General features: G+C 60.2%; 37 protein-coding genes, 1 pseudogene and 1 riboswitch. Of the genes and pseudogenes, 16 read left to right on the top strand and 22 right to left on the bottom strand.

The genetic code is table 11. The features are described 5' to 3' along the window. Positions 1-3: 3 nt before the first annotated feature. Genes MWN34_RS10575 through MWN34_RS10585 form a run of 3 tightly spaced genes read right to left on the bottom strand, consistent with a single transcriptional unit; the run spans position 4 to position 3,346 of the window. On the bottom strand, positions 4-903 hold the full coding sequence (locus MWN34_RS10575; RefSeq protein WP_247029067.1) for a plasmid partitioning protein RepB C-terminal domain-containing protein: 900 nt from the start codon (positions 901-903) through the stop codon (positions 4-6). After that, positions 903-1,784, bottom strand: a complete 882-nt coding sequence (locus tag MWN34_RS10580) for a plasmid partitioning protein RepB C-terminal domain-containing protein (protein WP_247029068.1) — start codon at positions 1,782-1,784, stop codon at positions 903-905. The genes MWN34_RS10575 and MWN34_RS10580 overlap by 1 nt, the downstream gene beginning before the upstream one ends. Continuing rightward, positions 1,781-3,346, bottom strand: a complete 1,566-nt coding sequence (locus tag MWN34_RS10585; protein ID WP_343311927.1) for a recombinase family protein — start codon at positions 3,344-3,346, stop codon at positions 1,781-1,783. The genes MWN34_RS10580 and MWN34_RS10585 overlap by 4 nt, the downstream gene beginning before the upstream one ends. 79 nt (positions 3,347-3,425) lie before the next feature. On the opposite strand from MWN34_RS10585, the gene MWN34_RS10590 reads away from it, so the two are divergent. Next, positions 3,426-3,797: a hypothetical protein gene (locus MWN34_RS10590; protein ID WP_247029070.1), complete on the top strand. Its 372-nt coding sequence runs from the start codon at positions 3,426-3,428 to the stop codon at positions 3,795-3,797. Between the two features lie 275 nt (positions 3,798-4,072). Next, positions 4,073-4,375: a hypothetical protein gene (locus tag MWN34_RS10595; protein WP_247029391.1), complete on the top strand. Its 303-nt coding sequence runs from the start codon at positions 4,073-4,075 to the stop codon at positions 4,373-4,375. Positions 4,376-4,593: 218 nt separating this feature from the next. Here MWN34_RS10595 and MWN34_RS10605 read toward each other — a convergent pair whose 3' ends face one another. After that, positions 4,594-5,010 (bottom strand): hypothetical protein, encoded by a 417-nt coding sequence (locus tag MWN34_RS10605; protein WP_247029072.1) that lies wholly within the window; start codon positions 5,008-5,010, stop codon positions 4,594-4,596. 301 nt (positions 5,011-5,311) lie between these two features. Between MWN34_RS10605 and MWN34_RS10610 the strand changes: the two genes are divergently transcribed. Beyond that, complete coding sequence (locus MWN34_RS10610; RefSeq protein WP_247029073.1) at positions 5,312-6,526, top strand: hypothetical protein; 1,215 nt, start codon at positions 5,312-5,314, stop codon at positions 6,524-6,526. 383 nt (positions 6,527-6,909) lie between these two features. Here MWN34_RS10610 and MWN34_RS10615 read toward each other — a convergent pair whose 3' ends face one another. The 3 genes from MWN34_RS10615 to MWN34_RS10625 all read right to left on the bottom strand — a co-directional run bounded on the left by MWN34_RS10615 (position 6,910) and on the right by MWN34_RS10625 (position 8,467). Further along, a complete protein-coding gene (locus MWN34_RS10615; protein WP_247029074.1) occupies positions 6,910-7,062 on the bottom strand; it encodes a hypothetical protein in 153 nt (50 codons plus the stop codon). Positions 7,063-7,193: 131 nt separating this feature from the next. Continuing rightward, entirely contained in the window at positions 7,194-7,514 is a 321-nt protein-coding gene (locus MWN34_RS10620) for a hypothetical protein (RefSeq protein WP_247029075.1), read from the bottom strand. 56 nt (positions 7,515-7,570) lie between these two features. Beyond that, complete coding sequence (locus MWN34_RS10625; protein ID WP_247029076.1) at positions 7,571-8,467, bottom strand: hypothetical protein; 897 nt, start codon at positions 8,465-8,467, stop codon at positions 7,571-7,573. A gap of 227 nt (positions 8,468-8,694) precedes the next feature. Between MWN34_RS10625 and MWN34_RS10630 the strand changes: the two genes are divergently transcribed. Further along, complete coding sequence (locus MWN34_RS10630; protein ID WP_247029077.1) at positions 8,695-9,102, top strand: hypothetical protein; 408 nt, start codon at positions 8,695-8,697, stop codon at positions 9,100-9,102. 61 nt (positions 9,103-9,163) lie between these two features. Here the strand turns inward: MWN34_RS10630 and MWN34_RS10635 are convergent, their stop codons facing one another. From MWN34_RS10635 to MWN34_RS10655, 5 genes are all read right to left on the bottom strand, one after another. Further along, the gene (locus MWN34_RS10635) at positions 9,164-9,574 is read right to left on the bottom strand and encodes a type II toxin-antitoxin system VapC family toxin (protein ID WP_247029078.1); all 411 of its coding nucleotides are present in this window, start codon (positions 9,572-9,574) and stop codon (positions 9,164-9,166) included. Positions 9,575-9,579: 5 nt separating this feature from the next. Continuing rightward, the gene (locus MWN34_RS10640) at positions 9,580-9,867 is read right to left on the bottom strand and encodes a type II toxin-antitoxin system prevent-host-death family antitoxin (protein WP_247029079.1); all 288 of its coding nucleotides are present in this window, start codon (positions 9,865-9,867) and stop codon (positions 9,580-9,582) included. Between the two features lie 62 nt (positions 9,868-9,929). Further along, positions 9,930-10,172, bottom strand: a complete 243-nt coding sequence (locus MWN34_RS10645; RefSeq protein ID WP_247029080.1) for a hypothetical protein — start codon at positions 10,170-10,172, stop codon at positions 9,930-9,932. 48 nt (positions 10,173-10,220) lie between these two features. Continuing rightward, positions 10,221-11,000, bottom strand: coding sequence for a hypothetical protein (locus tag MWN34_RS10650; RefSeq protein ID WP_247029082.1), 780 nt, complete (start codon positions 10,998-11,000; stop codon positions 10,221-10,223). A 103-nt stretch (positions 11,001-11,103) separates the two neighbouring features. Beyond that, complete coding sequence (locus MWN34_RS10655; RefSeq protein ID WP_247029084.1) at positions 11,104-11,568, bottom strand: hypothetical protein; 465 nt, start codon at positions 11,566-11,568, stop codon at positions 11,104-11,106. 131 nt (positions 11,569-11,699) lie between these two features. On the opposite strand from MWN34_RS10655, the gene MWN34_RS10660 reads away from it, so the two are divergent. Further along, entirely contained in the window at positions 11,700-12,257 is a 558-nt protein-coding gene (locus MWN34_RS10660) for a tyrosine-type recombinase/integrase (protein WP_247029086.1), read from the top strand. A gap of 10 nt (positions 12,258-12,267) precedes the next feature. Here the strand turns inward: MWN34_RS10660 and MWN34_RS10665 are convergent, their stop codons facing one another. Then, a complete protein-coding gene (locus tag MWN34_RS10665; RefSeq protein ID WP_247029088.1) occupies positions 12,268-12,576 on the bottom strand; it encodes a type II toxin-antitoxin system RelE/ParE family toxin in 309 nt (102 codons plus the stop codon). Further along, complete coding sequence (locus MWN34_RS10670; protein ID WP_247029090.1) at positions 12,569-12,856, bottom strand: type II toxin-antitoxin system ParD family antitoxin; 288 nt, start codon at positions 12,854-12,856, stop codon at positions 12,569-12,571. The genes MWN34_RS10665 and MWN34_RS10670 overlap by 8 nt, the downstream gene beginning before the upstream one ends. A gap of 346 nt (positions 12,857-13,202) precedes the next feature. Between MWN34_RS10670 and MWN34_RS10675 the strand changes: the two genes are divergently transcribed. Together MWN34_RS10675 and MWN34_RS10680 are read left to right on the top strand one after the other, a co-directional pair. After that, complete coding sequence (locus tag MWN34_RS10675; protein ID WP_247029091.1) at positions 13,203-13,442, top strand: hypothetical protein; 240 nt, start codon at positions 13,203-13,205, stop codon at positions 13,440-13,442. Positions 13,443-13,452: 10 nt separating this feature from the next. Further along, a complete protein-coding gene (locus MWN34_RS10680; protein WP_247029092.1) occupies positions 13,453-14,190 on the top strand; it encodes an N-6 DNA methylase in 738 nt (245 codons plus the stop codon). Positions 14,191-14,234: 44 nt separating this feature from the next. Here the strand turns inward: MWN34_RS10680 and MWN34_RS10685 are convergent, their stop codons facing one another. Then, the gene (locus tag MWN34_RS10685; protein ID WP_247029093.1) at positions 14,235-14,561 is read right to left on the bottom strand and encodes a hypothetical protein; all 327 of its coding nucleotides are present in this window, start codon (positions 14,559-14,561) and stop codon (positions 14,235-14,237) included. Between the two features lie 97 nt (positions 14,562-14,658). On the opposite strand from MWN34_RS10685, the gene MWN34_RS10690 reads away from it, so the two are divergent. Beyond that, positions 14,659-15,333 (top strand): hypothetical protein, encoded by a 675-nt coding sequence (locus MWN34_RS10690; RefSeq protein WP_247029094.1) that lies wholly within the window; start codon positions 14,659-14,661, stop codon positions 15,331-15,333. On the opposite strand, the gene MWN34_RS10695 is transcribed toward MWN34_RS10690, so the two are convergent. Then, positions 15,299-15,808 carry a hypothetical protein gene (locus MWN34_RS10695; protein WP_247029095.1) on the bottom strand — a complete coding sequence of 170 codons (510 nt, stop codon included), beginning with the start codon at positions 15,806-15,808 and terminating at the stop codon, positions 15,299-15,301. The genes MWN34_RS10690 and MWN34_RS10695 overlap by 35 nt on opposite strands. 183 nt (positions 15,809-15,991) lie before the next feature. On the opposite strand from MWN34_RS10695, the gene MWN34_RS10700 reads away from it, so the two are divergent. The 5 genes from MWN34_RS10700 to MWN34_RS10720 all read left to right on the top strand — a co-directional run bounded on the left by MWN34_RS10700 (position 15,992) and on the right by MWN34_RS10720 (position 19,840). Next, positions 15,992-16,321, top strand: a complete 330-nt coding sequence (locus tag MWN34_RS10700) for a hypothetical protein (RefSeq protein ID WP_247029096.1) — start codon at positions 15,992-15,994, stop codon at positions 16,319-16,321. A gap of 453 nt (positions 16,322-16,774) precedes the next feature. Continuing rightward, positions 16,775-17,590, top strand: coding sequence for a type II secretion system protein (locus MWN34_RS10705; protein ID WP_247029097.1), 816 nt, complete (start codon positions 16,775-16,777; stop codon positions 17,588-17,590). 384 nt (positions 17,591-17,974) lie between these two features. Beyond that, positions 17,975-18,754: a type II secretion system protein gene (locus MWN34_RS10710; protein WP_247029099.1), complete on the top strand. Its 780-nt coding sequence runs from the start codon at positions 17,975-17,977 to the stop codon at positions 18,752-18,754. Positions 18,755-18,762: 8 nt separating this feature from the next. Next, entirely contained in the window at positions 18,763-19,551 is a 789-nt protein-coding gene (locus MWN34_RS10715) for a type II secretion system protein (protein WP_247029101.1), read from the top strand. A 94-nt stretch (positions 19,552-19,645) separates the two neighbouring features. After that, complete coding sequence (locus tag MWN34_RS10720) at positions 19,646-19,840, top strand: DUF6876 family protein (RefSeq protein ID WP_247029102.1); 195 nt, start codon at positions 19,646-19,648, stop codon at positions 19,838-19,840. A gap of 80 nt (positions 19,841-19,920) precedes the next feature. Here MWN34_RS10720 and MWN34_RS10725 read toward each other — a convergent pair whose 3' ends face one another. From MWN34_RS10725 to MWN34_RS10740, 3 genes and pseudogenes are all read right to left on the bottom strand, one after another. Then, positions 19,921-20,169 carry a hypothetical protein gene (locus MWN34_RS10725; RefSeq protein ID WP_247029103.1) on the bottom strand — a complete coding sequence of 83 codons (249 nt, stop codon included), beginning with the start codon at positions 20,167-20,169 and terminating at the stop codon, positions 19,921-19,923. 12 nt (positions 20,170-20,181) lie between these two features. Then, on the bottom strand, positions 20,182-20,484 hold the full coding sequence (locus MWN34_RS10730) for a helix-turn-helix domain-containing protein (RefSeq protein WP_247029104.1): 303 nt from the start codon (positions 20,482-20,484) through the stop codon (positions 20,182-20,184). Continuing rightward, positions 20,481-20,797: pseudogene (locus tag MWN34_RS10740) on the bottom strand (type II toxin-antitoxin system RelE/ParE family toxin). Before MWN34_RS10740 ends, MWN34_RS10730 begins: the two are co-directional and overlap by 4 nt. A gap of 836 nt (positions 20,798-21,633) precedes the next feature. On the opposite strand from MWN34_RS10740, the gene MWN34_RS10745 reads away from it, so the two are divergent. Continuing rightward, complete coding sequence (locus tag MWN34_RS10745; protein ID WP_247029107.1) at positions 21,634-21,951, top strand: hypothetical protein; 318 nt, start codon at positions 21,634-21,636, stop codon at positions 21,949-21,951. A 14-nt stretch (positions 21,952-21,965) separates the two neighbouring features. On the opposite strand, the gene MWN34_RS10750 is transcribed toward MWN34_RS10745, so the two are convergent. Continuing rightward, entirely contained in the window at positions 21,966-22,877 is a 912-nt protein-coding gene (locus tag MWN34_RS10750) for an Abi family protein (RefSeq protein WP_247029108.1), read from the bottom strand. A gap of 341 nt (positions 22,878-23,218) precedes the next feature. Between MWN34_RS10750 and MWN34_RS10755 the strand changes: the two genes are divergently transcribed. Beyond that, positions 23,219-23,635, top strand: coding sequence for a hypothetical protein (locus tag MWN34_RS10755; RefSeq protein ID WP_247029110.1), 417 nt, complete (start codon positions 23,219-23,221; stop codon positions 23,633-23,635). Between the two features lie 240 nt (positions 23,636-23,875). Here MWN34_RS10755 and crcB read toward each other — a convergent pair whose 3' ends face one another. Next, positions 23,876-24,307 (bottom strand): fluoride efflux transporter CrcB, encoded by a 432-nt coding sequence (gene crcB, locus MWN34_RS10760; protein WP_247029111.1) that lies wholly within the window; start codon positions 24,305-24,307, stop codon positions 23,876-23,878. A gap of 57 nt (positions 24,308-24,364) precedes the next feature. Continuing rightward, positions 24,365-24,429: riboswitch (Fluoride riboswitch) on the bottom strand. 172 nt (positions 24,430-24,601) lie between these two features. Between crcB and MWN34_RS10765 the strand changes: the two genes are divergently transcribed. After that, positions 24,602-25,111 carry a recombinase family protein gene (locus tag MWN34_RS10765; protein ID WP_247029113.1) on the top strand — a complete coding sequence of 170 codons (510 nt, stop codon included), beginning with the start codon at positions 24,602-24,604 and terminating at the stop codon, positions 25,109-25,111. A 6-nt stretch (positions 25,112-25,117) separates the two neighbouring features. Here MWN34_RS10765 and MWN34_RS10770 read toward each other — a convergent pair whose 3' ends face one another. Beyond that, positions 25,118-25,411 (bottom strand): hypothetical protein, encoded by a 294-nt coding sequence (locus MWN34_RS10770; RefSeq protein ID WP_247029115.1) that lies wholly within the window; start codon positions 25,409-25,411, stop codon positions 25,118-25,120. Positions 25,412-25,445: the final 34 nt, after the last annotated feature.

Genomic DNA, 25,445 nt, shown 5'->3' on the forward strand with positions numbered 1-25,445 from the left:
AGCCTAAGCAGCCGCGCCTGCCTGGTCCAAATTAGTAGCGGCGACTATGGAGCGAAAGCCCTCCAGCAGCTCGCGGTGATGTTGAACGAGATAACGTTCTATCTCCGGGTTACCGATCAATTTCGCCAGAAAACCGGAAACGATGACGAGATGGAGAATGTCGTCACCATAGCTGCTCTCGATCTGCTTAAAATCCTGATGAAGGGAGGCCATCTCACGCTCCATCCGGGCCATCTGTTCGGCTGTTAGTCCGGCCACTTTCTTTGGCCGCTCCGATTTCGCTAGATCTTCCTGCCTCGTAGCGGCAAGCAACGACCGGGCATAGGTAGCGGTCCAATTTCCCGCAATCTCCATGAGTTCGACCACCTCGATCTGCCGCATTGGTTTCATTCGACGCAACGAATCGAATGTCGCCGGATTGACCGAGCGATCCCTAAGAAGTTCGATGACTTCAGGGCAGATGCCGTCCAGAAGCGTCCGGCGCCGTTGTATCTGCCCAATATTTAGATCGAGCGCTTTGGCCAGCTTCTCCTCGGAGACCCCGTTTTTGATGGCCCTCAGGATCATGTAGTGCTCCTGAATCGTGGCGAGGCGATTGATCCGTTTGTTATAGGTAAAAGCCTCATCGTCATGTGCAATGAGGCAGCGGACCTCCCTGGTACCCAATTCCTGCAAGATCGCCCAGCGCATGTGGCCGTCAAGCAACACATGACGATCCGATACGTTAGGGAGGCGTGCCACCATCAGCGGCTCGATGATCCCAACCTCTTTGACAGAGGCGGCTATCCGCCGAAACTTGACCCCTGAACGCTGGGCCGCCGTGACTTGCCGACGTGGCAAGATCTCGTCAACGGGTAGGATGATGATTTCACGCTCAAAGGCGCTGCGGACTTCCCTTTCCATCAGACAAACTCCCTGCCCAGCCGCTCCGCCAGCGGGCGTGGCATCGTGTGGATCGCCTCGGCTCTGAGCAGGGTCACAAAGTGCTCGTCCGCCAATAGGCGCTTGAGCGCGTTCACTGCGAACAGAAGGCGTCCTTGAGCGAGCGACGCCTTGCGCACCATATACTTCTGCCGGTCTGTCTCCTTTTGATAGGCTCGGACGAGAGCCGCTGCCGAGAGCGGCTGCTTGCTGGCCTTGCCAGCCCCGTGATCGACGATCCGTTTGCCGAGCAAATTGCGCTGCTCGACGATGCGCCGAATTGCCAGCACCTGGTTGCCTGGCAGTGCTTGGCGTTCATATGCATCAGCCAGGACGCGCTGCACCTCGCCATCTTTAGCGCGCGCGATCTCCATAGCTATGGCCGCCGGGATAATGCCTCGTTCCACGCCTGCCAGGAGACGCCTTTCCCCATGATCGAGTAGGCATGAAACGGCGTAGACATACTCATCGCTAAAGTCGGTCTTTGCCGCGATCTCGGCCGTCGAGTAGCCCCGATCCCGTAGGGCACCGATTTCCTCGATCAACTCCAAAGGTGAGTGCTGCCGCCTCGCCAAGTTCTCGACCAAACTCATAACATAGCAATCTTCGACAGAAGCCTCGATGACGATCGCCGGAATCTGGCGTTGCCCGAGGACGACAAAGGCCTCCAGCCTTCCTTGACCGCAGACCAGTTCATATCCTTTACCATCGCATCTCGTGCTGACAGTGATCGGCTTCTTCAAGCCGAGACGCGCAATACTGGTCACGAGTTCATTGAAAATCTTCTTGTTCCGGGTCCTTGGATTAAGAATGTGGATTTGGTCAACTGGAATGGAGACAATCTGCGAAGCCGCTGGACTCATGCCGTCCTCCTGACCGGGACCCGGGCTGAAAGAGACTGGAAGGCGTCGAGAGTATCGACGCGATATGCATCCAGATAGACGCCGTTGGCGGGCGCGATACGAAGCCGCTCGACGGGAAAATCGACTCGCGGCAGCAGGTAGTAATCGAGAAGCTCGCGGTTATTCTCGCGCATGCGAACCGCGATAGTGATGTCCGGCCGAAGCCCGGCATCAAAGCGGATCTTCCAGCGGGAAGTCCCTCCTTCCGTGGTAAGACACCTTGCGATTACGACCGACACAGTGAATTCGCCGTTCACACAGAGGAGCTCGGACGCCGGATCGACCTGTACGCTTCCCCCGGCTATTTCGATTGCTTGTATGACAGCGGTGATTTGAGCGGGATGAAGGGTTCTCAAAAAGCGGTTCGTCTCGATATAGCGATAGTCGCGTTGAGGGCTATAGCCGATCAGTTCATAAGCTCTGAGCAAGCTGCCGAAGCGTGACGAATATGCCGAGCTCGATGGCATGTCGTCACGCTCGTCGATGATTAGCGCCGTCAACGTGCTCGTTTCCCGAAGCAGATTGGCAAGCCTCTGCAACATTTCATTATCCGAGAGGCGCTGGCTTCGCGCGGCGATGAGCGCAGCGGCCAAGCCGAATGTATGAGAATCAATCAGTGGCTCGAAAGCGTTCTCGGTGCGAACGATCTGGTCCGGTGGATTGCGAACCCGGTGCTCTTTTAGTTTAAAGGACACGCGATTGAAGACATTGTGACCGACATATTTCTCGTTGGTCAGCACCTGATGCACGGTTCCGCGCGTCCACGGGCGCCCCAGATCGGTTAGTTTGCTCTCGTCATTCAGCACCATCGCGATCTGTTTTTCATTGAGATGAGCATCCACAAATAGACGATACATGCGGCGTACTGTGCGGACTTCTTCCTCTGGCCCTGGCACCAAAACGACACGATCGGTCTGAAGGCTTTTTCGCTCTCCCAACCGTAATTCTGCCTTTGGAAGACCGTGCTCATCGACTAGTTGACGACGAAGACCGTAGCCAGCCAGTCCTCCTTGTCGGAAGCCGAGGCTTATCAGCCGACACTGTCCATCAAAGACTTTTCGCGATAACTCGCGACAATATTCTCCTGCCATTGCGCGTTTCATGCTCTTGATAATGGTGGCGGTCAGACTACCGTCATTCTCGAATTCCTCCGCGCAATACCGAACATGAATTCCCGCATTCTTGCAGATCGCCTCCAGATAAGCCGCCTGATCGGGATCCTGGAAGCGGCCCCATCGGCTCACGTCATAAACAAGAATGACGCGAAAGCTCGCTGAACCCGAGACGACATCCTCTATCAGTCGTTGTAGAGCTTCACGACCGTCAAGTTTAAGGCCGCTTTTACCTTCGTCGGCGTAAGTTCTTATAATGTCGAAGCCGCGTTCCTCGGCGTACTTGGCTATCGCTGCGGCCTGGTTCTCGGTCGAGTATTTTTGATGCTCTGTCGACATGCGCACGTACTGCGCCGCCCGGACGGAGGCGGGCTCATCGGCGCCCGGAGATGATGGTGTCCATCGAGCCACATCGATCAGCCGCTAAAAGGGGAGGTATCCCCAAAATTTACCCTGCTGGGCCTCGACTCATAAGCAAGGAACACTGGGAATGTCGCTCACGGATAAGAACCGAAATGATAGGTCCCAAAATGGAAAAAATGTTCCTGGGCAACGCTTGGGATCGGGGGGCTTCGCTGCGGCTATTTCGCGGGCATTGCGCGAGGAATTCGGAATGACAGGGGCCGCCGTAAAGACAATTTCTGTATTAACGACCGCCAATGAGCGGGCAGTGAAGAATTGGCTCAGTGGCAAAAACGGACCAAGCGGAGAATTCTTGATCCTATTATGCCGACACTCCGATCGAGTGATGGAGGCGGTTTTGATACTGACTGGGCGGGCAGATCTGGTGATGAACAAAAGCCTCATTGATGCGAAGCGGAAGCTGCGCGAAATGTTAGCAATCATCGACCGTATGGATTAGCGGCTATGACCTGCTCCGCGCCCCCTCTGATCGATGATCACTGCTAGCGATTACCTTCGGCTTCCGACAGTCACGTCTCCTCTTCATCCTTCACACAGGGCCGAGGGAAAGACGCTGACCCTGACGGCTCGCGTCGCCCCGTCAATCTCCAGCCCGCTCCATTCGCCGCCTCGAGGCGGCTCCCGTGTCGTCGATGACCGGACGCCTGGTGCGAGCCGTCCTTCGTCACGCGTCCTCGGCCGAGGACATGTTCAACAATGACGAAAGGACCTCCCATGACCGCAACCCCGAAAGACACGCTTGAGCTATCCTGGAGCGACTTCCTCGATCGCTATACGCCGATGACGAATTCGCTCTATCCCGCCGCTGCCTTCGACGGACTGATGTTCGAGACCTATGGCGAGGAATGGGATTTCGTGCGCGCGCAGCCGCGTGAACGCGTATGGACCATCATCGATGACGGTGATTGTTTCGCCGTCATCAACGGCCTCTCCATCAGCAACCGTCTCGGCTATCTCGTGACCATCGAGCCCGTTGCAACGGGCCTCTCGGTCTTCGTGGACCTGGAAGCGGGCTGATCCCCACGGAGCATCGCCTGGTCTACCGGGCCGAGGGCGACCGATTGCTGATCGCCCAATGCCGCTACCATAACTGACCCCGCAGGCGACGGAAACGCCGGAGGCGACGCACGGTCAGGTACAGCAGCACGAACGGGGACACATACAGCGCCAGCAGCACCCCGGCCGTGCAGAACCGCGAGGAAAGGGCGCCCCATCTGCTGTCGGGTGCGCTCATCCTAACGCTTCGTGCCCTTGTCGGCTTCCTTGCGTACCTGGTCGCATTGGGTCTGCAACGGGCTTTTGTCGTCGCCCAGATCAACCGCGACATGCCCGGTGACGAGCAACTTCGCGGCCGTAAAAAGGCGCTCGACAGGGCCCATCTTTTCCAGCGCCTTGGAAAGGCCGTCCGGTTCAATACCCGGGCGGGGTTTGTTCACGTAGCTGTCGCCCCGATACTCGACCCCATCTACGGTAGCGACCATCGCTTTTCCATCGTCGCGCCCTGAAATGCCGTTGTTACAGGTCACTGAACCTTCTTTTATCTTTTCAAAGGCCAGCGCCCCGTCGAGCTGGATGGAAACCGAGTTGCCCCGGTTATCGACAACGGTGAAATCGGATAGGGAATCGGAAATCAGATGTAGTTTGTCGGACATAGAGCCTCATAGAAGTAGCAGATTATATCAATAAATACGTTTCTCAATAAAAGAAAACCGGGCTTTTGGCCCGGCTTAAGTAACATTTGGGAATTTTAGCGGAGAGGATGTCTCCAGTTATTATCGTAGATAGAAAACATTAATTCTTTACTAAACTTGAGTTATATTTATTTCTCCAAAGAAATAATGCAAAATTATCCACATAATTAAACGGTAATTAACCATTATGACCTAACAATCACCCTGTACCGCCTCCGCGAATGAGAGGCGGGCAGGGAGATAAGTGTATGACTTACGATGCATGCATCGTGATGCGGAAAGGGCGCTGACCATGCGCCCGACGCAGGGAGATTACGGCGAGCGCTTCGGCCGCGCCCTCGGGCAGGCCAAAGGTGCGCTGCACGGCGAACGGCCCGACCCGCTGCAACAGGCCAAGGACGAGCTGGCGCACCAGATAGAAGGCCCGTTGGCCCTGCTGCGCGAGCAACGGGCCCAGCTTCGCGCGACCGCGCCGAACGACCCGCAACTGGCCGCGATCGAGCGCCGCGAGGGCGACCTGCAGGCGCTCCTGCAGCAGGTCGAACAGAGTGGAAACCTCGCCACCATTGCCCAGCTCAAACACCAGATAGCCGAATCCACCCGCGCCGCGACCGACACCGCGCAGGCCGTGCAGGCCTCGGGTGTTGGTGTGAGCGCCGCAGGGAACATCGCCCTGCATATGGCGAGCGCCGAAACCCGCCGCCTGCTCACCGAGGGCAGCGCCCGTATCACCGAGCGAGCGGGTGAAATGCTCGCCTGGGGCAAACAATACGGCGTGGATCTCAGCGAGCAGGAAGAACGCGAGCGCGAGCTGAAGAAGAAGGAACAGGAGCTGCGCGACAAGGGCGATATCGTCGGCGCCCTCGGCATCCATGGCGACCGTCTGCGCAACCAGATCAGCGGCTATGATGAGCTGCTGGATAGCGACAAGGTGCCCCCGGCCGCTAAGGACAGGATTGCCGCCCGCAGGCGTCAGTCTCTCAGGGAATTGGAAAGTGTGAACCGCGAGCGGGAGGCACAGGACAAGGGCGCTGGCGGACATGGCCAGGCCACACGGCGCACCGCCGAGGCGGAAGCGGCGCTTACGCAGGTCTATGGCGGGAGTGACCTCCGTACCGCGCAAGCATTGGAACGCAGGGCCGATGAGAAGAAATTACGGCTTGGGACAGATGCCCAGCAGGGTGAGGGAACCCGTACCGTGACGGCGGCGCAGAAGGAGGAGGAGGCGGCAGTAGGTATGAAACAACGTGATACGGCCTATGCTGCACTGGGGGCCGCGTCCGACGACGATATGCAGCTCGCCCTGGCTGCGCCGGATGCCGTGAAGGCACAGGCGAAACAGGCGGCGATTCCCGCCGCAGCGGCGGGTGCGGCCGATAGCTCGAAGACCGCCGACCTCTCCGGCGACGCCAAACCCGCGCCCGTCCAGACCGCCGATGCGGGCAAGCCGCAGTCCGGTCGCGGTGCGGCCGTCTGAGCGGCAGACCTATAAGCAACGTCCCAAAATCTGACGTGAATGGCGGCGAATTTTCCAGAAACTGGCAGACTGAACGGAAGCCTCCGACCAAGGAGGAGGCTGATTATTACCGACCGCGACCTGTCGACGAGGTCGGCGCGGGAGACGGCGCAGGACCGTCCGCCGCTCCAGGACAGTCCAACTCAACCGCAGTGAATTGAATCGGTCCTGTCTTGATATCCGCGCCACGCATCACCACGAGCCCGAGCGATTCCGGTAGCTGCTCGTTCTTGAGAACAACGCGACACTCCGACATATCGGAGCCATCGTTCTTCTCATTTGATTCGATTATTTGATCACGCATAATTAAATTTAATATATACTTCTTAAGTAAACTACTTTTATTATTTAATGCACGGACCATCGTAGCCGAGCCGCAGACAGAACTGACCGAGCGCCGGGGCGCTCATCGTGCCCAACTGATAGAGCAGCAGATAGGGCGCGATATCCTTCGCGGCCGCCAGACGCGCAAGCTGCACAGCGCGTTCGAACGTCACGAATTCAGGCGTTGTCGTATCGTATGCGCCATGGTGCGAAAGCTCCTAAGGCAAGACGGCATAGGGGCCGCCCGTTGCCTCTGCCGGCGCGGCCGTCAGCGCGAAGATGGTCAGGGGCCCGTCTGTCCGGCTTACGCGTGCAGTGACTGGGTTTTTGCGTAATGGAACCCGCCCTGTCCCCGGCAATGGGGGCAGGTTTTCTCCGTCAGGGAGAACTGTACCGGGCTTCTTCGCTGCCAGATGGTTTCAATGTTCCGGTGCAGGCTCGTGCCGCAATCGGCGCAGTTGGCGACGACAGTGAACCGCGCCTGTTTCGGATTGGGATGTTTGGCGTCGAGCAGGCTGCGCGACAGCGAGGCATGCTTGTCCGTCGCCAGTTGGATCTTGGCGAAGGATGCCACCACATCACGCAGATCGTCGGCAAAGGTGCTCAGGTCGACATGAAGATACATGAACGGTGCTCCAGATGCCTACGCGGCATTGAGGGGACAGGGGAAGCGGAGGCGTTTCAGCGCGGCGGGGTCGAGCGCCGCACGTCGGCGTCACGGTTGGCGATCGCCGTGCCGGGCGTCGGTGCTGGCGTGAGTGCGCCTGTGTCCTCCGGGGCCGGGTTCGGCGGCGTGGTCGAGCCCGTCTGCTCGGGCGACACCGCATAGCGCTTGCCCGCATTGCCGCCCACGATGAAACAGGCCTTGGTCGCAGGCAGTACATGTCCGTCGAGCGTGATGCTATCGAGCGGCGTTTCCGCATAGCAGGCGACAACACCTTGCGCCTGCGCCCCGGCGCTGATCGCCGGAATGCTCTCCGGCTTCGCCTGCCCCTGATAATGGCCGAGGTCATAGGCCAGCTCAGGCCTTAGCGGCATGACCTTGCCTGTGATGCCGGTATAGCTGCTGTCGCCCTTCGCGGCCGCGCGGCGGATGGCCAGCATGGTCTGCAGATCCTCGCCGTTGGCGACGGCTTCCATGGTGCCTTCGCTGTCCACCTGGTTGCCGATGCCCATCTCCCGCACCGTGAGCGAGCCATAGAGGGTGCCGGAGAGTTTGCGTTCGGCGGCGGCATCGACCGCAGCGGCGCAATACTCCCACACCTCGGGGAACCCGTTCCCGCGTGCTTCCTGTCGGGCCTTCACCTGAGAGGTGCCGCCCAGCACGCAGACCAAGCGTGTTTCGTCCAGGGATATGGCATTGATGTATTTGAGCTCGCTAAGCCTGTCCTTGATGGCTTGTGCCTTTTCGGCTTCGACAGCCTTCGTATTCCGTGCCGCTACTTTGGATTTTGACGCCATATCGCCTCCGTATCCCGGTTGGATACATGACGAGTACACGAGAGCGGCAAGGCTGAGTGTGACGATTTGCGGAAGATTGCGGCGCAGCGGCCTTGGGCGTGAAGCTGTATCAGCCATCCAAGCTCCCCATCGATTGCTGGTAGCATAGGGCGTGTCCCTCCGTTGCGGAAGTAAATCCTTCTGCTGCCGATGCGGGCAAGTCGCAGTCCGTTCGTGATGCGACCGTCTAGGCATCAGAATCGCGCGGAAGGAGAGAGATGACCCTGAACTGTAACAATGGCTATGTAATATGAAAAGAACGGATGGCGTAGTGTCATCCGAAAATAGGTAATTACGGAGTGTTTATGGCAGAGGATAAGAGCAATGATTTTAAGAATGTAGAGGTTATTGCATCGGACCCGGAAGGGAACCGCATCGATTACAGCACCATTAGAGGGGAGCAGGCTCTGCTTTGCGCGGATGGATCATCGATGCATATGGACTTCGCCGCCGCACTCGCGAAGGCTGACAAGTCCCAGATTGATTGGAGTGTTCGCAAGGACGGGCGTCATATTCCGGTGTCCGAAGCGGAACTCGAACCGGTGCTGAAGGGCATGGGGGCAGCCCTTGGGCCTGCCATCAAGGACCGTGCGAGTTTGGAGGCCCATACGCTTGTACGTGACGGGGTGATGTCGGTCTCCATTGATGTTGAACAGGGGCCGCTCTCGGCCGCCAGCGCCAAGGTCAGGGAAATCGCGGATAAAACGCGGTGAAAAGGGTGCCAGCTAGGGTTCCCGGGGCTGCGCAAGCCGTAAAATGCTTCCCCGTCCCGAATTAGGAATCGGCCCAGGGATCATGCAGCGGCACGCCCAGCCCCTCGAAATCCGCAATGTTGCGCGTGGCGATGGTGAGCCCGTGGACAAGGGCGGTGCCGGCGATCAGCGCATCGGCAAGATGCAGCGTACGGCCACGTTCCGCCTGCCCCGCCCGCAGGACCGCGGCGGTTCTCGCCTCTGCCGTGCCAATCCCGAGAATCCGGTCGCTGTAGAGTGCGAGGAACTGCGCGATCGCCTCCGACAGGGCGTTGCGCCGTGTGCCGGAGGGTAGCCGTTCCAGCCCGTAGGTCAGCTCATGCAGCGTGACGACGGAGATATAGCCGTCCTCGAGCGCGTCGAGAAAGCGCATCACCTGCTCGCTGCGCGCGGGCCGGGTGATCTCGGAAATCACATTGGTGTCAAGGAGCACGCCCGTCACACCGCCTCATCGGGCGCGAAGGGGTTCGGGCGGTCGGGTTCGTCCCGCGCCGGCAGCTCTAGCGCCTCGCCTTGCGGCAGATGCATCCGCAGCCATTGGCCGAGCGGCGGGCGTGCGACCTGCAATCGCTGCCATTCGGCTTCCGAGACGACCATATACCCTTGCCGGGTGCCGATCCGCTGAGGCCCGTCCCTCTCGACCCGACGCAGCAATTCCGACAGCCGGGCCTTGGCCTCCGCTATCGTCCAGGCCCCTTGCGTCAGTGTATGTGAGCGACGTTCCATAAAGAAAATATAGTCCAGACTAGTCTGGTGCGCAAGCGGTTTTCCTTCTGGTGAGCGGAGGCTCAGCCCCGCCGGTAATGCGAGAGCATGTCCGCCATCTCCTTCAGGAGCGCGAACCCAGTCGCGTCCTGTGAGATGCCTAAGCCAGCCTTCCGGGCCACGAGCCGCATCTCCCTCCAGGAGTTGTGCTGCGGCTCGTAGACATGCATGAACGCTTCAACGGCATACATATTGACTTGGCGAAGCTCGAACTCGCCAAGGCTGTCCAGATAGCGCTCTAGGTTCTGCACCTGAAATGCATCCATGGTCTTCTCCAGCGACGACGGGGAACATGGGGAACGTGAGGGGGAGCCTCAGCGCGTCGGGGGCGAGCGCAGCACGTCGGCATCGCGGTTGGCGATCGCCGTGCCGGGCGTCGGTGCTGGCGTGAGTGCGCCTGTGTCCTCCGGGGCCGGGTTCGGCGGCGTGGTCGAGCCCGTCTGCTCGGGCGACACCGCATAGCGCTTGCCCGCATTGCCGCCCACGATGAAACAGGCCTTGGTCGCAGGCAGTACATGTCCGTCGAGCGTGATGCTATCGAGCGGCGTTTCCGCATAGCAGGCGACAACACCTTGCGCCTGCGCCCCGGCGCTGATCGCCGGAATGCTCTCCGGCTTCGCCTGCCCCTGATAATGGCCGAGGTCATAGGCCAGCTCAGGCCTTAGCGGCATGACCTTGCCTGTGATGCCGGTATAGCTGCTGTCGCCCTTCGCGGCCGCGCGGCGGATGGCCAGCATGGTCTGCAGATCCTCGCCGTTGGCGACGGCTTCCATGGTACCTTCGCTGTCCACCTGGTTGCCGATGCCCATCTCCCGCACCGTGAGCGAGCCATAGAGGGCGGCGGAGAGTTTGCGTTCGGCGGCGGCGTCGACCGCAGCGGCGCAATACTCCCACACCTCCGGGAACCCGTTGCTGCGTGCTTCCTGCATAGCCTTGAGCTTGGGGGTGAGGCCCTGTGCGCAGTTCAGGCGGGTGTCGTCCAGGGATATGGCATCGATGTATTTGAGCTCGTTCAGCGCATCCTTGATGGATCGTGCCTTTTCGGCTTCAACAGCCTTTGTAATCCGTGCCGCTCGTTTCGATTTCGACGCCATATCGCCTCCGTATCCTGGTTGGATACATGACGAGTACACGAGAACGGCAAAGCTGAGTGTGACGATTTGGAGAAGATTCCTCTGTGATCCGGCGGCCATGGGCTCAGGCTCCGCATCCGAGGGCGAGTTTGCGCCGCTTTACTTCCTCTGCGGCCTTCTCCAGCTCCGAGGCGGCCGTTCCGAGCTCCATGCAGGTGCCGACGCCAATCGAAAGACAGGCCACACCCGCGCATACGAGGACCGTGCCGAGGCGGTCGCCCTCGGGCTGCTGGTTGGCCAATGCGGCGCAGCCGAACAAGGTTGCGGCGGTGCCCGGATAGGTCGCCAGCAGCTTGCCTTTCATGGCCCCGATGCGGGCCTGCGTTTCGATAAGATCGGCGCAGCTCTCTGCGAACGCGCCGCCGCCTGAAAGCACCAGGGCCAACAACCCGATGACGCTGGAGCGCGTCAGGCTGCCGCGACGTGATCGAAAGAGAGAGTTCATGGAGGTCCCCGTCACAGCCCCTAAATGGCCGTGTTCCGGGGGTAAATTATGAATAATGCACCAAAATAGGCAATTTTGATGCATGATATTCTATCGAATCACTCTCAATACATTGTCCATATCGGAGCATTTATCCGAAAAATACTGACATAAACCGCTTGAGAGTTTTTTGATGCAACCGTATTGCCTATTTTGGTGCATCGAAAACATGAGTCATGAAACAGCCATCCTCTCACCTGTTCGACGGCGACGGTCAGCGCAAATATTGTGACTGGAGTGAGTACGTGCGGCTTCGCGCGGTCGCGCAGCATTTGCCGCTGCACAAGAGCCTCTTCGTGCAACTCGTGGCGGTCAGCGGGTGCCGGATCTCCGAGGCGTTGGAAGTGAGCCTGTCGCGGGTCGGGACCGGATATGTCGTGCTGCGCACCCTCAAAAGGCGCACCACGGTCTACCGCCTCGTGCACCTGCCCGCACCGCTGGCGGCGCAGCTTCGCGCGCTCGCTAGGGGCGGCATGCCCGACCAGCGGCTATGGAGCGTCAACCGCAGCACGGCCTACCGCTGGGTAAAGCGCGCAATGCGGCTGGCCGATGTGCATGGCCGTCAGGCCTGCCCGCGTGGCCTGCGCCATGGCTTCGGCGCGCGTAACGTCATCGCCGGCACCCAGCTCAATTTCATCCAGAAATGGATGGGCCATGCCAGCCCGCGTTCGACCGTCATCTATATGGATGTGAGCGGCCCGGAAGAGCGCCAGTTGGCGAGCCGGACATGGTAGTGACCGCTCCCTATTCCAGGGGCTCATCCCGCATGAGCGTTTCGTAATCCATCCCGCCGGAGAAGACGCGCACGATCACGATGGCGCTCTCGGTGATGCGGTAGAAGACCACGATGCGGCCGAACATGGGATAGATGCGCAGCCCCGGCTTGATATCGGACCGGGCAGGCCCGAGTTCCGGGTGCTCGCAGAGCGTCCGGCACCGCTTCCTGATATCTTCCACGAAGCTGAAGGCGCGACGCGGATTCTCCGGCTCGATGTAGTCGTAAATTCCGTCGAGATCGTCCAGCGCGGCCGGGCGGTAGGTCAGCTCACGCATGATCGTCCGGAACGGCGAGCGACTTTTTCAGGCGCTCCGCAAAATGCGTTTCCACCTCGGCCTCCGCCAAGGACGGGCGAGGGTCGTTCTCGGCCTCGTCGATCTTGGCGCGGATACGCGCAAGGCGTTCAGCGTGGTGCTGCTCCTGCTCTTGCCATGCCCTCATGGCTTCACGGATGACCTCGCTGTTCGAGGCGTAGCCGCCACCCTGCACCTTGGCGCGGATCATCCGCACCATGTCGGCCGGGAGCGTGATGCTCAGGCGTTCAACGTTCTGCATGATAACCTCCATCCCACATAATGCCATTTTGTATTACTTTGTGCCACTCTTTTCGCGGCCATGCCCCAAGCTGCGCTCCCGCATGCCCGGCTGCTGATAGCTCAGCGGCATGTTCGATCGGCCTGCTGGTGGGCTGAGCCCGCAGCAGTGCCGCCCCTGTTCCTCTGCGTTTTGAGGGTGCGCCCGAAAGCTTGAACGGGCCCCGTATGCCCGGCGTCGGCCGCTTGTCCCGCTCCTGCCCGCTCCATTCGCTGCGCTCCCGTGTTGGGGACAAGCGGCCTCATCCGCCGGGCTCCTTTGGTGCCGTCCTTCGGGACGCGACCCATCAAACCAAAGGAGACAAACGATGGCTTACAACCGCAACACCCAGACCCGCCAACAGGCCGAATCCAAGCAGGCCGAAGGCAGACCCGTTTACCTCAACGCCCTCGTCGGCCGTGAAGGCAAGGACGACAAGGTCCACTGGAAGACCATTGGCGCGGCGTTCCCCGCCAAGAGCGGCGAAGGTTGGGACCTGGTGCTCGATGCCCTGCCGATCGACGGGCGCATCTACCTGCGCACCCCGACCGCCAAATCCGAAGCGTAGGGAGGCGGCGATGCAAACCCCCTTCCACAAGGAGTTCATCGCCACCCTCGGGAGTATCGGGCGCGATCGCGCCCGGTACGACCGGTTCGGTGACTTCCTGGAGCTGGCCTATTGCGCCGTCGCCAAACAGACCGCCGACGCGCCGCGCGCCGAGCTGCTGGAGGCGCGGTACATGAACGTGGTGAGGCGCTACCCGGCCGACGACATACGCGCGCTGCCGAAGCTACTGGCCCTCATCCAGCTCGCCCTCATCGAGGGCGGCTGTGACTTCCTCGGCGGCATCGCCGCCGAGCTGGGCGCGCTCGATACCGAGGCCGGGCAGTTCTTCACGCCCTACGAGGTATCCCGCCTGATGGCGGAGATCTCCATGGGCGATGCGCCTGCCGTCATTGCCGAACGCGGTTTCGTCACGCTCGACGAGCCCGCCTGCGGGGCGGGGTGCATGGTCATCGCTGCCGCCGATGCCCTCACGGCGACCGGGCACGATATCGGCCAGGCGCTCTATGTCGAGGCGGCCGACCTGTCGGCCACGGCGTTCAAGATGGCCTATCTCCAGCTCGCCGCGCGCGGCGTGCCCGCCCTTGTGCGCCATGCCGACAGCCTCAGGCCCGAATGCTTCGAGGCGGCATGGACGCCTGACATGGTGGGATTCCTCGCCTGCCATGGCGAGGCCTTCGCCCGTTGGCGCAGCGAAGCCCGCCCGGCCGAGCCCGCCCTGCGCGCCGGGCAACAGCTCCTGCTGCTGTAGCGGGGCTGGTCAGGTTCGAGGAATGTGGCGGCGCCTATGGCGCCCTACCGGGTAGGCCCTTTGTCCGCGGCCTTGCGTGCGCCCTCGCAGGCAGTCTGCAACGGGCTTTTATCCTCGCCCAGATCGACCGAAGCATGCCCGCCCAGCAAAAGCCCAACCCCAATAGGAAGGAGGTTGTCTTTCAATTTCTCCGGCATCTGCACATCGCCCTGCGGATGAGCGCCGTTACCACAAATTATGTCCTTGGCCTCGGCCCTGATATTGGAAAGATCCTTGAGGTGGACGGTGGCGGAATTTCCGTGATTGTCCGTTATGGATGCTGAACGGGATTTGTCGGTTTGGTTTAGCGAAATGTTGATGTCATCTGACATAAATATCCTTTATTGTAGTTTATCAAAATAAAGATCGATTAATATCGAAATATTAACGGCATAATATTTCATTTTCATTAAGATGGGCGTGTCCGTCATGGGAATGCAATTCCGCCATCTATGCTGCCGTCGCAGTCGCGGTCCTGTTGCCAAGCTAAGCAAGGTTTCCGAAGATGGGGCGATCTTCCTGTGTGGGGCTTCGATGCGCGATTTTCATCTGCGAATTTTAGCGGTGGCTGGCCTTGCCTCGTCGCTCTGCGGTTGTATCGATCTTGAGAACGATTTGGATCTCAAGATAGGCGTAGGTAATCGCAACGCATATGTTCAGGAATATGCGATCCATACGAGGGATTTTTATCAAAGAATAGGATACGATAAGAAACAATCCGGCGTGATAGCCTTGGCGTTCACTTCCTTCGTGCCGGATAATGATCGGAAAAAACTCACGCGGGAGCAGGTGCGGAATATATTCGCTTGTTCAATATCGGAGGGACGGCCGAATATCGTTCGGAAACACACGAAACTGGTAAATGACGCAATAGAAGTAATTGATGTCGGATATCAGGGTTCGATGAGAGCTGGTAAGTCTGGAGACATTAATGCTGCGGATGAAGCTGTTCGAGCCCGTTACGGATACGATGTTATGGGTTGGCACGATCGGAATCGTCCGCGGATAGAAGCGGCCGTGCGGGAGTGGCGGGCGCAGGAATGCGCGACACAATATCAGACACGGAATTTCATTCAGGAGATCGGTGAGAATCTCGTGCCTTAGCCATGCGGGCGAAGAGCTGGCCGCTTTTCACGACGATGCTGCCGACCACGACCATGATGACGAAGACCAAGGCATACCATTTAAAGAATGATACCCATTTTATTAGGTTTTCGCTTGTGGTGAGGACCGCGCTGGGCTCGACGAAATCTTTCCCCGTGAGCCCCTTGTAAACGAGGGCGCGGTCTTCAGGCGTCGCGGCGATGGGCGGCGGCTCGATGATGGCCTCGTATACCGCAAGCAGCGCAAGGCCGACGAGGCCCGCGCCCCCGAGAAGGCGGATGCTGTTGCCGTAGAGGGTGAAATGCCGCGCGCCTGCTGCACCTCGAATGAGGCTGAGTGCGAACCATAGGAACAGCGCGAAAAGAGCGGCGGCAGTCGCATTGCCAGTGACGTATTCCAGTCCCCGAGCGAGGCCGTGGCTGCCTTCTCCCGCCGATTTCAGGGCGTTGCCGATGGAGTCAAAGACGTTTTCCATGCGCCCCCCCGCGCTTAGCGTCCGATGTCGCGATATTGAACAGCAATAAGGCTATCGTCGTGTTTGGCCCGGCCAATTATCACTAGGAATGCCAGCCTGCAAAGAAATACACGCCGATTCCCACGACCTCGACAACGGCAAGTCCCGTTTTCTTGCTGGCATCAAGGGCAATAGGGACGTCCCATGTTGCCGCCGCCGACCTTGTTCGACCGCTTCATTGGCAGCCTGCCCGTGTTCCTGGCGCTGTGGGAGGGGTTCATCATCACCCTCATTCTGTGGTTCGACGGCAAGGCCCCCAACCAGTTCCTGCCGTTCATCCTCGGATTCCTCGCCATCGTCTCGAACGGCCGCCGTAACCACGTGGTGGCGGATGCGCGCTGGCAGGAGGAAAAATCCGTCGCCCTAGGCCGACCGCTTCCCGCACCGTCACGCTGGCGCTTGCTCGTGCTTGTGCCCTTCTGGGCGGCGGCGCTGTTCCTCGCCTACCACTTCACGGCCGGGCTCATGGGCTAAAACGGCAACGAGCTGGTGGCGCAGGCGTTCGAGATGACCGCGGCCGCGGCCCTGCATCCGCTGGCCCTGTACGGTGGCGTGGGGGTGCTTGGAGCCGCTATCGGCCTTTCAGGCCTGCGCCGCCTCCTTCGCCGCCGTACGCGCCCGAAGGCGGCGCGCGCCCCCAAAGGCTGGGACGGCACGGTCCGCGTGATGCGTCCCGCACAGACGGATGACCACAGTAGAAATCAATAGAAATAATAATCTGCTAGTCTATAGTAATACGTAGAAATGCGAAGCATTTCCGGGGTGTTCCAACCTCAGCAAAAGCGGTTTGTGTGACCGTTATTCGCACTCCTCGACCTATCCGGTCGGGGAGGCATCGGCGTATGTTCAGGCACCTTGTGCTAAAGGTCGGTGCGCCTCTCTTTTGCAGGTTTGGAAACTCCCCGATCACCATCGTCCGGGAGACCTATGCCGTCGAGTCATTGCAAAGGATTTTCACTTGTCGAATTGAGCATCGTGCTCGTGATTCTCGGCCTGCTCACAGGTGGGATATTGGCGGGGCAATCGCTCATCCGCGCGGCTGAGCTGCGCTCTGTAGCAACGGAATATCAACGATGGATTTCCGCTATTAATGGATTTCGTGACAAGTACATGGCAATCCCCGGTGATATGGCCAATGCGACGCGTTTCTGGCAGCGGATGCGTAACACGACCGATTGTGTGACCAATTCCAGCGCGACCGTCGTCGATACGGGTGTATGTGATGGCACGGGCGACGGGATGATCGCGTGGGATAACAGCGCCACGGGAGCCACGCATGTCAACGAAATGCACCAGTTCTGGAGGCAACTGGCCGCCGCAGGGTTCATTGACGGGAACTATACAGGGTTCGCCATCAATAATTCGGCTAGCGTAGTTCCGGGAACCAATTCGCCGTCATCGAAATTGACCCATGCAGGATGGGGAGCCGGAGGAAAATACAATTGCGGAAGCAATGGAAGCCAGTGTTTTTACGGTACGACAGCGTCAGTTTATAGAAATTACCTAGCATTTGGTGCTTACACCGGAGGAAATATTCCAAATACGGCTGTATTATTGCCTGATGAAGCCTGGAACATTGACGTGAAGCTGGATGATGGAAAGCCGGGAACCGGCTTTATCATACCCCAATGGCGCGCTGCGAATCAGTGCACAACATCCAGCAGCAATACCGACTATACGGGTACATACAACATGTCTAGCAGCACTGTGTACTGTTCTTTTCTGTTTGTGAACCCATTCTAGCAGGTTGATTTAACGGAAAAAGCTCGGGTGAGATCGTGGCGCCCTTGCCCGAGCCCCAGATGCGGGATGCGCGCACGATCAGGAGAGGCCTTCACCTGTCGCGCCTGTAAATCCACTCCCGACACGCTGCGCGTGCAGAAGGATGGCTTCGGTAAAAATAAATAGAAATAATAATCTGATAGTCTATAGTAAAACGTAGAAATGCGAAGCGTTTCCGGAGTGTAGAAGCTTCTGTAAGAGCGGTTTGTGTGACCGTTACTCACACTCCTCGACCCTGCGGTCGGGGAGGCGTCGGCGTATGTTCAGGTCCTACGACTAAAGGCCGGTGCGACCTTACTCTTACAGGTTCTTCTAACTCCCCGATCACCATCGTTCAGGAGGCCTATGCCATCCAGTCATTACAACGGATTCTCCCTTGTCGAATTGAGCATCGTACTCGTCATCCTTGGATTGCTCACGGGCGGGATACTGGTGGGGCAAAGCCTGATACGCGTGGCAGAGCTGCGCAGCGTGACGGCGGATATGAGCCGTTATCTGTCGGCATTCCATGCGTTCCGCGACAGATACATGGCCGCGCCGGGCGACATGACGAACGCCACCCAATTCTGGGGCTCGGTGACGAGCGACGGGGCAAGCTGCCCGAACGGGCTCGGCACCGGCACACACACCTGCGACGGCAACGGTAACAACCGGCTCGATACATCGGACGGCGTTTATTACGAGGGAACACGCTTCTGGCAGCACCTCGCCAATGCGGGGCTCATCGAGGGAAGCTATACCGGGGTGGTCGGGACTTCGCCGCGCTTCGTCATCGGGGAGAACCATCCAGCGGGAAAACTGTCGAACACGGCGTTCCGGGCCACGGCCTTCGGCGGGGCGACCTACGGCACCGGCTATACGGTGGTCTGGGGGCCTCAGACCAATGCGGGCATCGGGTTCTTCTTCGGCTACGGTGCCAGTGCGACCGGCCCGGCGCTGGCACCGCAGGAAGCCTGGAACATCGACGCCAAGCTCGATGACGGCAAGCCCGATTTCGGCACGGTACAAGGCGGCGGAGAAAATGCCAATTCCGCCTGCTACACGGCCTTCCCGTCGCCGGGGGACTACAACCTCACCGACAGCAACGTGCTGTGCGCGCTCACCTTCACGCTGGCGCGGAGGTGAGAGCGATCATGCATCCGCGTCACGGATTCTCCCTTGTCGAACTGTCCATCGTGCTGGTCATCCTCGGCCTGCTCACGGGCGGCATCCTCGCCGGGCAGTCGCTCATCCGCGCCGCCGAACTGCGCAGCGTCAGCGCCGAGTACAGCCGTTACAGCAGCGCCACCCATGCATTCCGCGATAAATACCTGGCCCTCCCTGGCGATTTCAGCAACGCGACACGGTTCTGGGGCAGGCAGACAAGCACGGTGGATTGCGCCGCCAACGGCGGGGCGGCCGTCACGACTCCCGGCGCCTGCGACGGCGACGGTAGCGGCATCGTCAATCGAAAGGACGTCGGCGCCGGCGTGAGCACCGAGTTGTTCCAGTTCTGGCGTCATCTGGCGCTCGCCGGCCTGATCGAGGGCGAGTACTCCGGCCTCACGGTGGACAACGGCATAACCCCCACGGCCCAGAATGTGCCAAGTTCCAAACTAGGCAAGGGTCTGTGGTTCACCATCAAGCGCGTGCTGAGCGAGGAGGGCAGCGCCCCAGCCTATTTCTTCGATATCCCTTATGGCCATACGCTTCAGGTCGGCACGGCACGGGCCAGCGGTTCCAATATTGCCCCACTGTTTCGTCCGGCGGAGGCATGGAACATCGATACCAAATTGGACGACGGCCGACCCGGCCGGGGCAAGGCCATTGCGATCCAGTGGGACACGTGCACCGACGCTGCGGACAATACCAACCTCGACGCAGCCTATCTGCTGGGCGACAATAGCCTGCTGTGCGCGCTGCTGTTCGACAAGGCCTATTGATCCATGCCTTGCTGAACCAATTGTGGCGCCGCACGATCGGCCGGCCGGCAGCAGGCCGACGATCAGGAGAGATCTTCACCCGCTGGCCCACGCCGTGCCGATTATCGCGAAAGAGCCCTTCCAGGTCTGGGCGCTCACCGTGGCCTCCGACCAGACGGGCGAACTCGCCTGCGAGGATGGCAATGGTCGCCCGGTCTACACCAAGCGCCTCACCTTCACCGACTTCCCGGCCGAGGGTATCCACTTCTTCCTTACCGACGCCGTACTGCTGCTCCCCAGCGAGTATTAGCGGCAGCAGGGGTGCGGCGCAGGCCACGCCCTTTCACGGCCCCCGCCTGTTGAGCGCCGTCGGGCGCGATCGTGGGCCGCTCACCCATCGCGGTCGTCTTTTAGGGGCAGTTTGTCCAAAGACGCATGCTCGGCCGCTATGCGCGACGCCGCGATCGCATCGATATCGGACGCAGAAAGGCTGGTGGTCGCGAATGCCTTACGACGGGAATCATGCCGCGCAGCAAGCGCCCGCAACGCATCGTCATCAAGCGCCCCGACCTTGTGAAGCGCAGCAGCCGAGACGAGGATCGCTTCTGAGCAGGCGTGTCTGGACCGGTGGCTCGTCATGCGGATGCATCCCTATCCTTGCGGCGCGGGCTCTAAGGTGATGCGCAGGCGCGTGCCCGTCGCCTCGGCGTAGCGCTTCAGCGTGCGGGTCGACGGCATAGTGCGCCCGCTCTCCAGCCGGCTCACCGCGCTCTCGGTCGTGCCCATCTTCGCGGCCACTTCGGCCTGCGTCAGATGCGCCCGCGCGCGCGCCTGGATCATCGAGGTGATCAGCGCGAACTCCTCCTCCAGCGCCTCATATTCGGCCCGGTAGGCCGGGTCCTTCATGTCCTGTGCGTGCACCTCCTGTGCACTGATCAGCTTGACCTTGCTCATAGCACCTCCTTTGCCCGCTGCCGGGCCAGTTCCAGTTCCTTCCGTGGCGTCTTCTGGGTCTTCTTCTCGAATATCCTGACGATCACGACCCGCCGGCCGGCGCTGTCACATAGATCGCCCGCGCGATGCCATCCCTGCCGGTGATCCGCAGCTCCCACAGCTTGCCCTCGAGCGGCTTCACCCAGTCGCGCGGGAAATCCTGGAAGCCGTTCTGGCGGATGACAGCGAGCATCCGTCCCAGTCGGGCCTGCATGCCCAACGGCAATGCGGCTTCTTCAGCCTGCGCCGCCGGCAGATATTCCACTGTCCACATGCAAAAGAACTTAGCAAAAATGATAAGTCGTGTCCAGCTTATTCAGGCGGACCCGACGGCACGGGCCCCGACGCGTCTCCGGCCGGGCCTTGCTTGATCACTTCGCCGATCGCGACGAGAAGTGCGTGGGTACGAGCGGTCAGCGCCTCTGGATAAGGGAGCAGGAAAGATTGGGCGCCCTCCACATGCAGTCGCAACATCCGGCCGCTCTCCTCCGGTTCCAGCACGACCCTTGTTGCACGAGCCCGATCGTCGTTAGGGCAACGTCCGCTGCGACCAGGTGCTGCATGATCTCCGGCAACATCCATGCGAGCGCTTCGGCAAAGCACGGATGATCCGTCACATAGGGGCAGGACAGCGGCATGTGCTTCAGCGCCCGTTGGGCTTCCTCCCACACCGCTCGCCATACCTCGGCGGGTATCCCGTCCCGGGGGCTGGCTATAGCGTTGCGCCATCAACTCCCGGCCGCGCGCGGCAAGCTCGGTCACGTCCAGACAGCCATGGGCGCGATACGACCAGTCGAACAGGTGCAGCACGAACGGGTCAGGCCGCTCCCGATAGCGCATGAGCGCCTGTATCGCTTCGCTGTTCCAGGGCATCGGCCGGATTCTAAGCCGTGCAGGTGGATAATGCAGCCATACATCTGTGCCCCGATCGTCAGCGCCCACACCCGGCGAGGATGACCGCGAGCCATGACGGCGCGCGCCCCCTCGTCAATCTCCAGCCCGCTCCATTCGCTGCGCTCCCGTGTCGTCGGTGACGATGGGGCTCGTTCGCCCCATCAAACGTCCCGCGTCCCCGCAAGGGGCGTGTTCAACAATGACGAAAGGGCCGACATGACCGACAGCGATTACACTTTCAGCACCACCCTCCAATGGGCTCAGCTCCCTATCCGCATCCGCTTCGCGCCCGCAAAATTCGGCGGGGTCATCTCCCACTTAGAACTGCGCTCCGACGGGCCGAACCCCATCACCTCGACGGGCTATCGCTCGCATTTCGTGCCCTGCGGCACCATCGAGGCCGAAGGCGGCCCCGAGGCCTTCACACGCGCATGGCTCGCTGAGGCCGAGGCCTCTGAGGAGTGGCAGGAGCATCTTGCCCGGTCGCGGCAGGGCGACCTGTTCGGGGGCGGCTGGAACGCTTTCACTCCGTGAACTGTGTACCGTCCTCAAGCCCAGAGGGCTTCGGTCCGCCAGTTCGTGGGGAAGCCGGCGCTCTTGAGCGACAGAATGGGATTGGCCGGCATGGTGTCGAGATGCTCCACCAGCCGTTGCCCCCATGAGCTGGACGGGTTCACCACCTTCAGCATGCAGCGCATGATTGCCAGTGCGGCGTAAAGACGGGTCTGTCCGTGGATGTCGCCGTCGAGGTGGTCGAGGTCAGGGATTGCCCCCAAGGCTGGCCAGCGGGGCTGCGCCACGAGCGGTTTATTCCAGAGGCGGGAATGGTGCGCGCAGATGTTGCGCACGTCATTCAGGCACCGCAACCACGCCTCGAAGGCCTTGCCGGCCGAGAGGCCATAGCGCGCCGCGATGGTGTCTTGGTCCGCAATGGTCATGCCGGCGTAAAAATGCGAGAGCGCGCCAAAATCCAGCAACTCGACCGCTATCCAGATAGGTGGGTCGCTACTTGAATACCTCGCCTTGAAGTGCTTGGCGAAGTCCTCTTTCGAGCGGCGGAATTTGTCGTCCAGTCGGTCGAGCCATTCCTGGTGCGGGGTGAATGTCGCGCCCTTCTTATTGCGGCGGGCAAAATTGCCATGGAGCACCTGAGGGTCGCGGTGCGCCCAAGCCCCGTGCTGGCCGAGCAGCAAGGCTATTTCCGTCCGCAGGGCGATCTCGATGCGTTCCAGCGCATCGAGGACGATCATGCGCAGCTTCTTATCGAAGACATACAGGCCGAGGATGGTCGGGAAGTCGGTTCCGTCTTGAAAGTCATCGAGCACCTGCGTTGCCGGAAGGCCCGTGGCGGCGTCAATGACCTGCTGCGACTTGCGGAACGGAAACCAGTACGCGCTGAGCCGATAATACCCTATGCGCGCGAGGCAAGATTTTGCCTTGCCTATATCGGATATCACCATCCCCCTCGAAACTAAGAGGGCTACCTGCTGGTCAGTGGTGAGGTATGGCTTCCGATAGATGGTCACGGGGGTAAGAGAATAAGGGACTTAAAAACGAAGACCGACCCGTACACAAATGTGCAGAGGGGCCGGCCATGTCGTTTTCTATAATGGCAACCGGACTCGTAATTGCAACGAGAATTAATTCACAACACCATGAATATGATAGCAACGCTGCAGGTCTGCAGCGTTGCTATCATATTTTATATGTCCAGTCAATGCGTCTAACTGCCTTGAAATCTGATGACTTTTTGTATATTTGAAACGCGCTATCCGTTGCAAAAAAGAAAGTGAAACGCGCAGTGGCCGATGAGCCGATTTCCTATTACGAGCGCCGGCTTCAGCGCGAAATTGAGCAGATCGATGTGCGTATCCGCGAGCTGACGCAGGAGAAAAGTGCCCTGCAACGTCAGCTCTTGAAGGCGCGGCAGGAAGCGAGTGGCCTTAGCGAGGTCAGTCGCAGGAACAGCGTCATGCGCATCATGATCGAGAACAGGGTGCTCGATGCACTGCGCTCTGCCAACAAGCCATTGTCGTCCTACGAGCTGTTCCAGAACGCTCGCTATGCGAACTTTGAGCTGAAGGAGAATACCTTCCGCACCTATCTGCATCGGTTGAAGCAGCGGGGTCTCATTGCGAGTGCAGGGCAGCCCGGCCGTTGGCGCGCTATCGCTCCCCAGCCCTCTCCTACTTCCAAAGCGACGGATATTTTCAGCTAATCCGGCTTTGCCGAGTTGCAGCCTAAAAGTGAAGACCGAACGGGCGAAGCTCGACGCCTCGAAATTCAATACCCAGATACCGACGGCAGGTTCCAAAGAGCTTTGCCGACGCGAGTTGCTTTGAGGCCGAGTCGATCAAGGATGGCCCGAGGAACCGTGCATCGGGGGCGGCCCCGAGGCCTCCGAGGAATGGCAGGAGCATCTTGCCCGGTCGCGGCAGGGCGACCTGTTCGGGGGCGGTTAGGCATCCTCCTCGATGGCGAGCTGCGCGACCTGGCGCGCACCTGCATTGAAATGCGCGGCGATGACATGCCCGAGGGCGACGGCCGCCACGCACAGCACGACGGATAGCCCGACATTGAGCGCTGCGCGCAGCGAGGCCCCCGCCCGCAACAGATCGAGGGTCTGGAGGCTGAAGGAGGAAAAGGTGGTGTAGCCCCCGCAGATGCCGATCATCACGAACAGCCGGACATTCTCCGAAACGGGGAAGCGGCCCGAGGCAAGGGTCAGGGTGCCGAACAGGCCGATGAGGAACGATCCGCTGATGTTGATAAGGATGGTGCCCCATGGCAGCGAGCGGCTGATGGGCAGGGCGGCGACGGACACCGCGTAGCGCAGGAAGGTGCCGAGCGCGCCGCCGAGGATGACGATGAGGGTGGTGGTGAAAGACATGGTGGCTCCTGCTCTGGCGGCACGAAACGCCCGGCATGAGGCCGGGGAGGTGCCGTTCGGTTGCTAGGAGTCATCAGCCCACGGCGGGCGGTCGAAGGGGGAACCCCATCCCCTTGCCTACATATTACCCGCAGCCGCAGCAATGGGCAATCGTCGTGCAAAATTCAGGAGTTTTGCACGAACTTCTAGACCCAGCAAAATCAACACGTTACTTTGTGCATAAATCAGGTGCGAAAGTGATGGGGTTTTATGGGCGTGATCTACGGCTATGCGAGGGTGTCAACGGACGGGCAGATGCTCGATGCGCAGCGGGCCGCGTTGAGCGACGCCGGAGCCGTGCGCGTGTTCGAGGAAACCGCCAGCGGTGCCCGCACCGACCGCCGCCAGCTCGCCCGCGCCATCCAGCAACTCGCCTCCGGTGACGTGCTCATGGTGACGCGCCTCGATCGCCTCGCCCGATCGCAGCGCGACCTTCTCAACATCCTTGCCGCGATCGGGGAGCGCGGAGCGCTGTTCCGTTCGCTGGCCGACGCATGGGCCGACACCACCACGCCGCACGGTCGCCTGATGCTTACCGTGTTGGGTGGACTGGCCGAGTTCGAGCGCGAGCTAATCCGCTCTCGCACGGTCGAAGGCCGCGAGCGTGCGAGAGCGCGGGGTGTGAAGATGGGCCGCAAGCCGAAGCTCACGGCGCACCAGCGGGCCGAGGCGCTGGAACGCCGGAACAAGGGCGAGGAAAAGGTCAAGGACATCGCCAATAGCTACGGGGTGAGCCATTCGATGATTTCGAGGTTGCGGGCGTGAACATCGTCAGAACGGTTTGGTGAAGATCAGCGCGCAGCCGATGCTGCTACTGCTGAACAGGTAGGTGGCGCTTGTGTCGGTATTGGCCGTGGCCGTGGTGCAGGTCGTGATGCGCCCGCCCATGATCGCACCGTTCGCAGGTTGCCCATCGTCCAGTTTCACATCGATGTTCCATGCCTCCTCGGGCTTCAGGGCTGCGTTCGAGGTGATGTCGTTCGTATATGCGAGCCCGAAAACATAGAGGTTCCGACTGGGATTCAGCGGAAAGAAGTTCGGGGAGTTGAGATTGGTGTAGGTCATGCTCCATCCGGCTTTGCTAAGCCGAGAAGCGGGA

It is taken from the genome of Ancylobacter crimeensis, assembly GCF_023016805.1.
GTDB lineage: Bacteria > Pseudomonadota > Alphaproteobacteria > Rhizobiales > Xanthobacteraceae > Ancylobacter > Ancylobacter crimeensis.